This is a genomic window from Bacillus sp. FSL K6-0073, assembly GCF_038006085.1.
GTDB lineage: Bacteria > Bacillota > Bacilli > Bacillales > Bacillaceae_G > Bacillus_A > Bacillus_A cereus.
The window spans coordinates 4,798,677-4,810,539 of sequence record NZ_JBBOUN010000001.1 but is presented as its reverse complement, the minus strand read 5'-3'; the positions used below and the strand labels follow the sequence as shown (position 1 = coordinate 4,810,539).

Genomic DNA, 11,863 nt, shown 5'->3' with positions numbered 1-11,863 from the left:
TTTTTAACCTTACAAAATTGTAATGTTCCTGTAAGGAGAATGAATGGATGGTATGATATCCCAATGTTATAGTAACAAAGTACTTTTGTTCAGTAGGTTAAATTTTTATATCTTTACTTATGCGTCTTACATAACTGTCATGTTTGTGTAAGAAACATCGATAGTGGCAAGAGTAGAGAGTGTATATAGTTGAAAATAGAGAATAGAAGAAATGAGGGATGTCGAGATGAAAACAGTGTTAGAAGCAAAAAATATTGAAAAAGTGTACGACACGGGTGGGAATAAATTTGCAGCGTTAAAAGGTATTAACTTACAAGTAAAAGAAGGTGAGTTCGTTGGAATTATGGGACCTTCTGGTTCTGGTAAGACGACTTTACTAAATGTTCTTTCTACAATTGATAATGCGACGAACGGTGAAATTTTAATTGATGGAAAAGATATTGTAAAGATGAATGATGATAAGTTAGCGTTATTCCGCCGTGATCATTTAGGTTTCATTTTCCAAGATTATAACTTATTAGATACGTTAACGGTGAAAGAGAATATCGCTTTACCACTTGCGTTATCAAAGGTGAAAGCGAGTGAGATTGATCGCCGCGTTCTTGAAATCTCAAAGAAATTCGGTATTGATCATATTTTAAGTCAGTTCCCATATCAAGTATCTGGTGGGCAGAAGCAGCGCTGTGCAGCATCGCGTGCAATTGTTACGAATCCAAGTATGATTTTCGGAGACGAGCCAACTGGAGCACTTGATTCTAAATCTGCAACAGATTTACTTGAAAGTATGAAGTCGTTAAATGAATATGATAACTCAACAATTTTAATGGTAACGCACGATGCATTTGCAGCAAGTTATTGTAAACGAGTTATTTTCATTAAAGATGGTGAACTCTATAAAGAATTACACCGCGGTGAATCGACGCGTAAACAGTTCTTCCAAAAAATTGTTGACGTAATGTCTTCTATTTCTGGAGGTATGGCTGATGACCTTATCTAGCATTGCCCTCCGCAACATACAGCGGAACTTTAAAGACTACTTTGTATATTTTGCATCTATGATTTTTAGTATCGTTATTTATTTTACATTTAAAGCACTGCAATATAATTCACAAATGGAAAAAGCAGCAGAAGCTTCTAAAAAGATTAGCGGTGCGTTTCAAGTTTCCAGTGTGATGCTTATCATTTTCGTAGCAGTGTTTATTATATATTCGAACGGATTCTTTACACGTAAACGTAAAAAAGAAGTTGGATTATATTCTTTACTAGGTATTCGGAAAAGACAAATTGGTAAAATGCTCTTTTATGAAAATATGTTAATGGGATTAATGTCATTAGTAATTGGGATTGCGATCGGTAGTGTCCTTTCAAAATTATTCCTTGAGTTATTAGTAAATATGATGGGATTAAATTTAAACGTTCATTTTGAAGTACCGGTGGCTGCCATTATTGATACAGCAATTATTTTCTTTGTGATTATTTTATATACATCACTTCAAGGATATCGTTTAATTTATCGCTTTAAGTTAATTGAACTTTTCCGTGCAGAACGTGAAGGAGAAGCAATGCCAAAAGGATCTGTCATCATGGCATTAATTTCAGTTTTCTTAATCGGTTCAGGTTATTTTTTAGCATTAATGTACATGAAAGCAGTTATGTATGCAGACTTTATGGTCGTTGCATTATATATTTTATTAGCGACAGTAGCAGGGACTTATTTACTGTTCATGTTCTTCACAGTATTTGTATTGAAACGTGCAAGAAATAATAAGTCAGCATTTTATAATGGTATGAATATGGTAACGACATCGCAGTTACTATATCGTATTAAAGGAAATGCGAAATCACTGGCGACAATCGCTATTTTAAGTGCAGTTACATTAACAGCGGTTGGTACGTCAGTTACGATGTATTACAACACATTTACGCAATCAAAAGTTGCTGCGCCGTATAGTTATTCCTATGAGAAAAAAGATGCAGCATTAGATAAAAAAGTAAATGAAATACTTGCTGGAGAGAAGAATAATCACCCAGTCACATATGAATCAGAAGTTGAAATGATTCCTGTGAAGGGAACATTTAAAGGTGAAAGAGCTGATCAAGTTCTGAACACACACTATAATGTTACGAATCAGTACCAGCTTATTTCTCAATCAAGCTTTAATACACTTGTGAAACATTTAGATGTAGAACCTGTAAATTTAAGTGCGAATGAAGCTTTCGTATATGATAGCTTATATATTGAGAAACTTGATTTTGGTCCTCTTTATACAGGAAATACAGCTGTATTCCCTGTTGGAAACGAGTCAAAAGAATTAAAAATTAAAGGTGTAAATAATAGAAGCCTTACAAATTTAAATGAACTATTTGTAATCGTTCCTGATAAAACATATGAGCAAGTGAAACAAGTAAACGAAACGCGTACTGTAAAAAATATTGATGTAAAAGGTGAGCGAAATAGTAAAGAGTTAACAGCAAAATTAGCAAGCATTATGCCAGCTGGAGAATCAGAAGTTTTAAAACCATTTAACGATTTCTATACAGGATTCCAAATGGGGCTTGAAACAACAGGCTTAATGATGTTTATTGGGTTATTCTTAGGATTAGTATTCCTATTAGCAACAGGCTCAATCATTTACTTTAAACAATTAACAGAAGCAAGTGCTGACCGTGATCGCTACGTTGTTCTTCATAAAATTGGTGTAACGAAGCAAGAGATGAAGAGAGCTATCGCAAAACAAGTGAGCTTTATCTTTGCTATTCCATTAATTATTGGTATTTTACACAGTTTATTTGCACTAAAAGGTTTGTCAAATATATTACCATTTGAAATTATGATTCCGCTTCTCATTAGTATTGGAGTATACGGCGCGATTTATATTGGATATTACTTCTTAACGGTTCGTTCTTATTATAAGATCGTGAGTGCGAAGTAATAAGGGACAGCTATCGCTAGAGACGATAGCTGTTTTTTTATTCTTCATAAAATCTTAAGAAATCTCCTCAATTTTTGTTAAGAAATAATAGTTATACTTAGAAACAAGTTAAAAACTATTGAACGAATGAGGAGAGGTTTATATGCAACTCATAACATTCTTACATGAATTTATTAAACATCCGAAACATACTGGTGCAATTGCGCCAAGTTCAAAAATATTAGCAAAGAAAATGGTAGATGTAATTGATTTTAATAAAGCGAAATGCATTGTAGAGTTAGGTCCTGGTACAGGAGTCTTTACGAAAGAAATTATGAAGAGAAAGAAGAAGGAAACAATATTTCTTCTTATTGAAATTAATGAAGTGTTTTGCAAGGAGCTAAAGAGAAAATTTAAAGATGAGCAGAACGTCATTGTTGTACACGGTTCAGCCGAAAATATAAAAAAGTATATAGAAGATCTCAATATAGAATGCGTGGATTACGTTTTATCGGGATTACCTTTTACCTCTTTACCAGAAGAAGTTTCAAAGCGTATTTTAAACAATGTAATGGAAGGGATACATGAGAATGGTGAATTTATTACATTTCAATATTCACTTGTGAAAAAAGGATTTATACAGCACTTCTTTCCTGAAATTACGCTAGAGAAAGTGTGGCTCAATTTCCCACCAGCGTATGTCTTTAGCTGTAAAAAAGAGCTAAGGAGAGCATATGCATAATGGAATTACATGAATTATTATCTTATATTGAACAATACGGTTATTGGGCATTATTTTTCTGTTTATGGTTAGGTATTATTGGTATGCCAATTCCAGACGAAATGATCGTAATGAGTGGTGGCTTTGTATCTTCACTAGGGATATTAAGTGTCATTCCTGCATTTTTATTAACATATTTAGGTGTTGTATCTGGGCTTTCTTTAGGCTATATATTAGGGAAAATATTTGGTACGAAAGTACTTGATAAGCTAATGAAAAAGAAAAAGGCGAAATATCTTTTGAAATCTCAACAAATGGTAGAGAAGTATGGTCATTATGCGTTAGTCACAAGTTACTTCATACCAGTTGTAAGACATATCGTACCGTATTTAGTTGGAATGAATAACATGTCATTTAAGACGTATGCTTTGTATTCTTATACGACAGGATTTGTTTGGACACTCGTTTACTTTGTGCTCGGTGCTTTATTTGGAAAACATATTGAAAGTATTGTAGCGATCGCGATAGAATATGGCGTGTATTTTGGCGTGATTGTTTTTATAGTTACAGGTATTCTTTATTTATATAGACAAAAAAGAATCACGCTGATGAGTAAATAGAAGTAAAGAAAGTTTCTTCCAGTATGAAGGACAAGATAGGATTATAAGTATAAAATTATCTTTATTTAATGGTAAAATATAGGTAAGTAGTTAAGGAAGGAAGAGCGTTGTGCTACTCATTTTTAGCCTTATCTTAATTGGAATTATGTGCAGTATGAAAATAGTATCCTTACACATGATAGAACGACAAAAGGTAGAGGAACGATATGTATATTGTCCAAAATGTGATACGAAAATTAGAAGAGGAAATTCAGCTCCTTTTTGTTCGAAATGTAATTTAATATTTTAAAAATAAAAAGTCCGAAATCACTTTATATAGTTTCGGACTTTTTATTTTTAAGTAAACATTAATCCACCTAGTTCTCTTTCGTTTGTTTATTAGCTAAAATGGATTATGAATAACAATAGTATGTAAACGAAAATAAATATAAATGTACACATGGAGTGTTATATTTGGAGATTTTAATCATAGTAGGATGCCTATTAATAGGAATTATTTTGATTAGTATAAGTATCTATCGATTTGTTAAAGAAATAAAAGAAAAAAATTCAAAGAAAGAGAAATGGAAAGTAGTAGCTGGAAATTTGATAGAGTTATTTAGTGATCCATTGCACGGAGCACCGTTCTATTTTTTAACTGGGGGTCTCTTTTTTGTAATCGGGCTGTTATTTCTTTCTATGGGAATGGGATGGCTTGAAATTGATTAAGGCGTATTAACAAAGATGTTTCATAGTTGTATTGCGAAGAGGAGAGAGCAAATGCCGGTTATAAGAGATATACAATTGAGTTTTCTAAAAGTAAAAGAGCATACTAGAAGCACTGAGACATTACAGTTAGCATCTACAAGCAACTACGATGAAGATATCTCTTTTGGTAAAGAGACGAGCTGTATTACTTCTTTATATTGTCGACATATGCCAAAGTTAAGAATGGAGTATGAGAAAGGTATTTTGATTCATTGTGTGGATGATATTTCATTACTCGATGAGTGGGAGAAGAAATATCGAATTTTCCCTGAATATATGAATGCTTTTGTGGAATATGGGAGTGTGAGGGATTTTCCATATTTATCAGATAGAGAGAAAAAAGAATTAGCCCTTCAAATCGTTCATGCGGAAATGAAGCGTTTAGCTGTGAAATATGATTGGGATATAGAAGAGTTAGAAAAAGTGAAGAATAAGATACTAGAATTGAATTATAGAAACGAGTTCGTATATATAAAAAAGAGTAGTCCGAATAAAAAATACGTATGTAATATAACATGTCAGCATGAAGTGGCTTATGCTGACGTGTACTTAGAAATAAGAGAGTATAGAACGAGGCGGTTAATCAAAAAGGAAAAGCTTATTAGAGAAGAAGATATGTATAAGATGTTTGATCATGTTAGTAAAGTGGCTTGGAAGTTAAACCATAAAGTACTGCTGATGAACGATAAAGGAAAAACTGTATGGATGTTAACCTTCTTAGAGAAAGATATCCCAGCTAATTTAGTTTGGAAGATTGAAAGAATAGATTGAAAATAGATGAGAAGTGGAGTGCATATGATGGAGACACAAATCGTTATTGGAGTACCTGGTTTATGGAAAGATAGAACAGAATTAATACAAGAAGTTGTGAGTAAAAGTAACTATATATTAGCGGGAAATGTTATGCACCATAAGGAGAAAGAGATTGGCTTTGAAATTGATATATATGAACAAGACCCTTCTTTGAGAGAGGCTTTCTTCTATGCAGGTGGTGAGCGTTTTGATGAAGAATTGCTTCAGGAGTTGGAGAAGCATACTTATACAGTGTATGTTATTGCAAAAGTTGACGATACAGAGAGATTACAAGAAGTAATTGATGTAGGAATGGAACTTTTAAATGCAGGTGGACTTGCTTTAAAAGTTGAAACAGCAGGTATGGCTTATTCGAAAGAAGAATGGCAAGAGCTTGCAGAGGATAAGGAAATATTCCCGATGTATTCGCACCTTGTAACTTTAGTTGGAGATGAAGAGGACGGCTACTATTCATGTGGAATGCAAGCATTTAATCTACCAGACGTTGTTTTAGACGGAGGGATAGATCCGGAAGTAGCTGTAGATTTATTAAATGATTTTAACCTACATAATATATTGGAAAAACCTAATTTGAAAGATGGAGATACAATTAGTTTCACAGAAGATGCTCCAGTGTATCTTTTATCTCATTATATAGATAATCGTTATGAACAAGAGGATCCATTTTATAATCCGTGTGGGGTATGGAAGTTAGAGAGTGCTTCGGCAAAGAAATCTATCTTTCAAAAATTGGGGAGTGTGCTAAAAGGATGGAAACATACATAAAAGAACAGAGGAGTATATGTGATAAATATAAAGCGGAGTATGTAGAATCTCCGAATGACTTGAAATTAGGAATAGCGCAAAATGTGAAAGATGGTATCGCTCCGATTAATGGGTTACGAATGCCTATAGAAAACGGAACGACAGGTTGGTACATTTGGGCTGGTGAAGAAATGGGGACAGAAGAAGATTTCTTTCTTCCTTTACACGTTCAACATATTGATGAATGGGCACCTGAAATAAAGAAGTATTTAGGGTTACCACCTGGTTGGAGATTTTTAATTGCTGGAGATTACGAGGACGTGTGGTATGATCCGAATTTGTTTGATGAAGATTTAGAAGAGGATGCAGATGAATGGGAAGAAAACATGCTACAAGAGTATGGATGGTACATGCATAGCATATTAGCAGAAGATATTGATGGCATCCATGCTAATTATCATACGCATGGTCTAAGAGATAACTTTAATCATCAAGATTTACAAATAGCATTAAATATGGATCCTGAAGCCGCGCATAGTGTTTTTTGTACCATAATAGAAGAAATAAAGAGCGGAAAAAAGTTTGAACAAGGGATTGAGTATACGAATATTATTGAAGGATATCCCATTATTATGAAGTCTTTCGTAGAGATGGATCGAGAAGTTTTGAGGGTTTTATTACCTGATGAAAGAGGAATTCTTCCTACGAGGCCAGAGTGTGATGAATGTTATAAGACTCAATTGGATGATATTGAGGAGAGTTGATAAAAAAGAGCTTGAAACTATTCAAGCTCTTTTTTTATCACTATTTATGTCCTAAAATATGCTCAATCTCATGCAAACTTAATTTACTTGCCTTAGCAATCGTTTCAAGTGGTATACCAAGATCATACATATTTTTAATCATTTGAATTTTTCCCTGCTGAACTCCTTCTTTTCGACCTTGTTCAATGCCCTGTTCAATGCCCTGTTCAATGCCTTTTTCAATGCCTTTTTTAATTCCTTGTTTCATCCCTTGTTCCATTCCTCTTTTTATTCCTTCTGTCTCTGCATGGGCGAATTTTGCTGCTTCATCCATTAAAACTTTCTCCCTTGCGTCATAGGCTTGTCGGAAAGATGAATCTTGACTCATACGTTCCCATTTATTTATCGCTTTTTGTAAAATAGGGTCTTGGTTCATAGCAATATCCTCCAATAGTTTAGTTAAGTGCTCATCCTCATTTGCTGAAAGCAATAAAAGCCAACGAACAAATGGATCTTTCCACGGATTTACTTTTTCTTCATGCCATTGTTCAGTTAACTTTGGAATTTCTATAATGTGGATTTCAATGTCGTCACTCAGGAGTTTTTGTTGTTGTGTATTCCATAATATGCTTGTTGTTTGGAAGGCTGGGTGTTCCGAAAACATTACGAAGTTTAGTAAGTTTATGGTGATGGTTTTGTGAAGTGCACTGTAGGGCATCCCTTTTTGTAGTTGAGATGTGTATAGTCTTCCCCAATAATATAAACTGCGTTTAACCATATCGTGATTATTATTGAGTTGTATTTCTACATTGACTTTTGTTCCTGTGTCTAATGTCGCTGAAATGTCTAAAATAGATAACTTATCCTCTTCATATTCCCTGTGTAAATGTGGATCTTCTAGTTGTAGAGAAGCAATGGGCGACTCTAAAGACTCTTGTAACATAGCATTTAAAAATGCAATTAGAATATCTTCGCTACCATTCGTACCAAACAATTGTTTAAATGCAAAATCAATGCGTAAATTAACTAACTGTTGGTTGAACAAAGTTTGTCCTCTCCCTTATATGAAGGTGCTTCTTTCCTTCATTGTACATAAAAAGAACTAGAGTATGCAAACAAGCCATTCTTCTATTTTTTAGTAGTTTTATTAGAACGTCACAGGTAAGTATGGTTATGTTATACTCTAGTGAAATTAAAAAAATATTTTTGTTTATATCGGGGTGAAGATGATACATATGCAAAAAGATATTTTAAAACTATTAGATAAAAAGCAAAGTAACTATGAATTTCCTGCCTTTGATAATGAATATATGGATATTTCACAAGTGAAATTTTCTCTTTTCTTTAAAGATGCTAAGGATTGGCTAATGGTGTTTCAAATTGTTGGTGTAGGTTCATTAGGTGTATGTAATGATATTCAAGTATATGGCGATAGAATTACTCATTCAATGGGTGATGATTGCATTTTACAATTAAATAATGGCGATTATGAGTTGTTTGATGATGAAGGTGAATTTATACCGAATATTTATAAAGGAAGTTTGAAAATTCGCGAGCATCATTTTGAATATGAATTTACAGAAGAGGATTATATAAATAATGGAATAGAAGTACAAACGACAGAACATTATCCAACATACTTTATGCGTATGCTTGCTACTAATGAAGAAGCTCAAAAATTATTGTGGTGGGATAAAGAAGAAATTTTAGAAGAGTTCGGTTTAGAAGGCGACTGGGAAGTAGCGTATGAAACGGAAGAATGGAAACATGTTGAAGACGAAAAAGTAAGTGAAAATGAATTCTTCCAATCAGTAGCCGCTGCAATAGAGAAGAAAGATCCAAGTGTTATTGTGACTGAAAATGCTAATACGCATTGGAAAAATTGGGTGGAGTTTGATTGTGACTGAAAAGGATAGGAGAAAGAATAACAAATGAAAAGAAGAAGAAAATCCGGAGAAAAAGTACAAATGCATCGTTTTGCACTACCTCTATGCTACGGAAGTGAAGCACCATATTATTATTACGAGGTAGCGCCCCATGAAAGAGAGGAACGCTTCCATTTAACATCAGATCTTTGTGTAATGGATGATGAACATTATTTTATTAGAGGATGTTTAGAGATTCCTATCATTGATTACCACGAAAATTTTATTTGGACTGTGTGGGTATCACTTAGTAAAGAAAGTTATGATGAAGTATTAGAAAAGTGGGATGAGAGAGGCCGAGAAAATAGTGATCCTTATTTTGGTTGGTTATCTGTAGAAATACCAGTTTATCCAGAAACATTAAATTTAAAAACAAATGTACATATAAGAGAAGTAGGAATGGCACCGTATGTTGAATTAGAGCCAACCGAGCATCCTTTAGCGATCGAACAAAGAAATGGAATTACTTTAGAGAGAGTTAAAGAAATAGAGGAAATGATCCAACAATATAACTAGATTAGAAGAGAAAAAACGAGTGCTAGCACTCGTTTTTTTATTACACAACCGCAGGATTATAAATCATCGTAAAGTGTCCTGGTAATAATTCAATGTGACCAGGTGTATGAAGCGAACTTTCTCCATCTGTATCTACTTCTTTTTCTTCTTTCGTTTCAATATGAATGGATTTCGCTTTTACGTGGAAGATGTCATTTTCATTTGAGTCTTCAAATAGTTTCTTTCCGATGTAATCTTTAAATGCTTGAATACCTGTTGATTTGACTACAAAAATATCAAGTGTTCCGTCATCACATTTTACGTTTGGAATAAAGGATGGAATACCACCAAGATATTCACCATTTCCAACCATGACAAGGACAGCTTCGTCTTCATATACTTGTCCATCGTAAGTGATTTTTACTGGGAATGTTTCAGCATTTTTGACAGTTCGAATTGTGCTTAAGTAGTAACCGATTTTACCAAGCTTTGCTTTTTCTTCTGCATCAATATTGTTTGATACTTCAGATACGAGTCCAATGCCCCAGAAGTTTAAGAAATGTTGTCCGTTTGCTTTTGCAACGTCAACTGGTTTTATGTGTTCTTTTGTAATAAGTTTTGCCGCTTCTGCAATGTTTTGCGGAACACCAAGTGTGCGAGAGAAGTCGTTGCAAGTTCCGCCTGGAATGATTGCAAGTGTAGGTCTAGTTTCGAGAGGTGCTAAGCCATTTGTGCATTCAAATACTGTTCCATCACCACCAAAGACGATAATTAAATCTACTTTACTAGCAAACTCTTGGCAATATTTTGTTGCATCACCTTGTTTTTTCGTATGAAGGATATGTAGATCAGGAAAAGCTGCGGCAAGAGGTGGTACGATTTTCGTTAAATTTGTATGTAAGTCACCTTGACCAGCTTTCGGATTTACGATGAGGAGTACTTTTTCAAATTTTGTCTTTGTCATATTTCATCTCTCCCTGTAGTTTGTAAATGGAAAGAAAGGAGCTGTTCCCATGTATTTTAGAACAGCTTCTCCCTATTAATTGGGCGCTAAGATTGTCAGTTATTGTCGGTAAGTCGATATATTTAAAAAATCGCCGATATAATTTGAGTTACGGTCGATATATTTTGAAAATCGCCGATATACATTTTATGTACTATCGATTTTTTAAGTTATACGATTATTCCGTTACAACTGAAGCAATGAATGGTAAGTTACGATATTTTTCCGCACAGTCGATACCGTATCCAACGATGAATTCGTCTGGAATTTGGAAGCCAACATATTCAGCTGTTAAGTCTACTTTACGACGTTCTGGCTTATCAAGTAATGTACAGAACTTGAGTGCTTTTGGTTTATGCATAAAGAAGTGGTCTTTTAGGAAATGAAGTGTTAAACCAGAATCGATAATATCTTCTACAACAATTACGTTTTTCCCAGTAATGTTTACGTCGATATCTTTTAGTAGTTTCACTTTTCCTGTTGTTTCTGTTTGATTTCCGTAGCTAGATGCAGAAATAAAGTCAATTGTTACATCATTTTTGATGTGACGAATTAAATCAGCAGCAAATACGAATGAACCTTTTAATACTGCGATAACTACGATTTCTTCTCCTTCAAAGTCACGTTCGATTTGAAGTGCTAATTCTTTAACTTTTGCTTGTAATTGTTCTTCAGAAATTAAAGTGTCTTTTATTTCAATATTCATTGTAATCCTCCTACAGTGTAAAACTTATGAACATTTCGACTGTAAAGGATAGAATAGAAAAAGTCAAAGGAGATAGTAATTTTTTACAAAGATAACGACAAAATCATCTGATGATATGATATACTAAGTATATTAAGAAAACGCTTCCATAAAGGGTGAATATGATGAAGAAGAAACAGTACACAAGTGTAACATTTATAAAAGCATTACTTTTAACAATTGTTCTTGGCCTGTTGGCTTACGTAATTGATGTACCTGCGATTCGTATTTCATTAATTGGAATGACTTTAGTGTTAGGAGCAATTTCGCACGGTATGATGTCGCAGCTAAAAGAAGCTGGACTTGATGATATGAGAGATCATATAGATAAAAAGTAAGAAACCTTCATTATATAGAGTGAAGGTTTTTTTGTTTCTTACAAAAATGTAAGGTAG

Annotated in this window: 15 protein-coding genes; 12 read left to right on the top strand and 3 right to left on the bottom strand. The window is 33.8% G+C overall.

Features of this window, described 5'->3' with window-relative positions; translation table 11 throughout:
- Positions 1 to 226 precede the first annotated feature (226 nt).
- From MHB52_RS24955 to MHB52_RS24915, 9 genes are all read left to right on the top strand, one after another.
- Positions 227 to 997, top strand: a complete 771-nt coding sequence (locus MHB52_RS24955) for an ABC transporter ATP-binding protein (protein WP_000859655.1) — start codon at positions 227 to 229, stop codon at positions 995 to 997.
- Positions 984 to 2,933 carry an ABC transporter permease gene (locus MHB52_RS24950; RefSeq protein WP_044796400.1) on the top strand — a complete coding sequence of 650 codons (1,950 nt, stop codon included), beginning with the start codon at positions 984 to 986 and terminating at the stop codon, positions 2,931 to 2,933. Before MHB52_RS24955 ends, MHB52_RS24950 begins: the two co-directional genes overlap by 14 nt.
- Positions 2,934 to 3,075: 142 nt before the next feature.
- The gene (locus tag MHB52_RS24945; protein ID WP_001176053.1) at positions 3,076 to 3,654 is read left to right on the top strand and encodes a class I SAM-dependent methyltransferase; all 579 of its coding nucleotides are present in this window, start codon (positions 3,076 to 3,078) and stop codon (positions 3,652 to 3,654) included.
- Positions 3,654 to 4,253: a DedA family protein gene (locus MHB52_RS24940; protein WP_000418924.1), complete on the top strand. Its 600-nt coding sequence runs from the start codon at positions 3,654 to 3,656 to the stop codon at positions 4,251 to 4,253. Before MHB52_RS24945 ends, MHB52_RS24940 begins: the two co-directional genes overlap by 1 nt.
- Before the next feature lie 109 nt (positions 4,254 to 4,362).
- Positions 4,363 to 4,542: a hypothetical protein gene (locus MHB52_RS24935; protein WP_001986677.1), complete on the top strand. Its 180-nt coding sequence runs from the start codon at positions 4,363 to 4,365 to the stop codon at positions 4,540 to 4,542.
- A 164-nt stretch (positions 4,543 to 4,706) separates the two neighbouring features.
- On the top strand, positions 4,707 to 4,961 hold the full coding sequence (locus MHB52_RS24930; RefSeq protein WP_000404319.1) for a hypothetical protein: 255 nt from the start codon (positions 4,707 to 4,709) through the stop codon (positions 4,959 to 4,961).
- Between the two features lie 51 nt (positions 4,962 to 5,012).
- Positions 5,013 to 5,771 carry a hypothetical protein gene (locus MHB52_RS24925; RefSeq protein WP_001144128.1) on the top strand — a complete coding sequence of 253 codons (759 nt, stop codon included), beginning with the start codon at positions 5,013 to 5,015 and terminating at the stop codon, positions 5,769 to 5,771.
- A gap of 27 nt (positions 5,772 to 5,798) precedes the next feature.
- Complete coding sequence (locus MHB52_RS24920; RefSeq protein ID WP_061664549.1) at positions 5,799 to 6,578, top strand: DUF4261 domain-containing protein; 780 nt, start codon at positions 5,799 to 5,801, stop codon at positions 6,576 to 6,578.
- The gene (locus tag MHB52_RS24915) at positions 6,563 to 7,321 is read left to right on the top strand and encodes a DUF4262 domain-containing protein (protein ID WP_061664551.1); all 759 of its coding nucleotides are present in this window, start codon (positions 6,563 to 6,565) and stop codon (positions 7,319 to 7,321) included. The genes MHB52_RS24920 and MHB52_RS24915 overlap by 16 nt, the downstream gene beginning before the upstream one ends.
- Positions 7,322 to 7,361: 40 nt before the next feature.
- Here MHB52_RS24915 and MHB52_RS24910 read toward each other — a convergent pair whose 3' ends face one another.
- Entirely contained in the window at positions 7,362 to 8,345 is a 984-nt protein-coding gene (locus MHB52_RS24910) for an Rpn family recombination-promoting nuclease/putative transposase (protein ID WP_061664553.1), read from the bottom strand.
- A gap of 190 nt (positions 8,346 to 8,535) precedes the next feature.
- Between MHB52_RS24910 and MHB52_RS24905 the strand changes: the two genes are divergently transcribed.
- Both MHB52_RS24905 and MHB52_RS24900 read left to right on the top strand, forming a co-directional pair.
- Complete coding sequence (locus MHB52_RS24905) at positions 8,536 to 9,207, top strand: DUF7003 family protein (RefSeq protein WP_061664555.1); 672 nt, start codon at positions 8,536 to 8,538, stop codon at positions 9,205 to 9,207.
- A 24-nt stretch (positions 9,208 to 9,231) separates the two neighbouring features.
- Positions 9,232 to 9,741: a DUF2199 domain-containing protein gene (locus tag MHB52_RS24900; RefSeq protein WP_061664557.1), complete on the top strand. Its 510-nt coding sequence runs from the start codon at positions 9,232 to 9,234 to the stop codon at positions 9,739 to 9,741.
- A 40-nt stretch (positions 9,742 to 9,781) separates the two neighbouring features.
- Here the strand turns inward: MHB52_RS24900 and MHB52_RS24895 are convergent, their stop codons facing one another.
- Together MHB52_RS24895 and hpt are read right to left on the bottom strand one after the other, a co-directional pair.
- Positions 9,782 to 10,684 (bottom strand): diacylglycerol/lipid kinase family protein, encoded by a 903-nt coding sequence (locus tag MHB52_RS24895; RefSeq protein WP_061664559.1) that lies wholly within the window; start codon positions 10,682 to 10,684, stop codon positions 9,782 to 9,784.
- A gap of 217 nt (positions 10,685 to 10,901) precedes the next feature.
- Positions 10,902 to 11,429: a hypoxanthine phosphoribosyltransferase gene (gene hpt, locus MHB52_RS24890; RefSeq protein ID WP_001019295.1), complete on the bottom strand. Its 528-nt coding sequence runs from the start codon at positions 11,427 to 11,429 to the stop codon at positions 10,902 to 10,904.
- 161 nt (positions 11,430 to 11,590) lie between these two features.
- On the opposite strand from hpt, the gene MHB52_RS24885 reads away from it, so the two are divergent.
- Positions 11,591 to 11,806: a hypothetical protein gene (locus tag MHB52_RS24885; protein ID WP_002001286.1), complete on the top strand. Its 216-nt coding sequence runs from the start codon at positions 11,591 to 11,593 to the stop codon at positions 11,804 to 11,806.
- Positions 11,807 to 11,863: the final 57 nt, after the last annotated feature.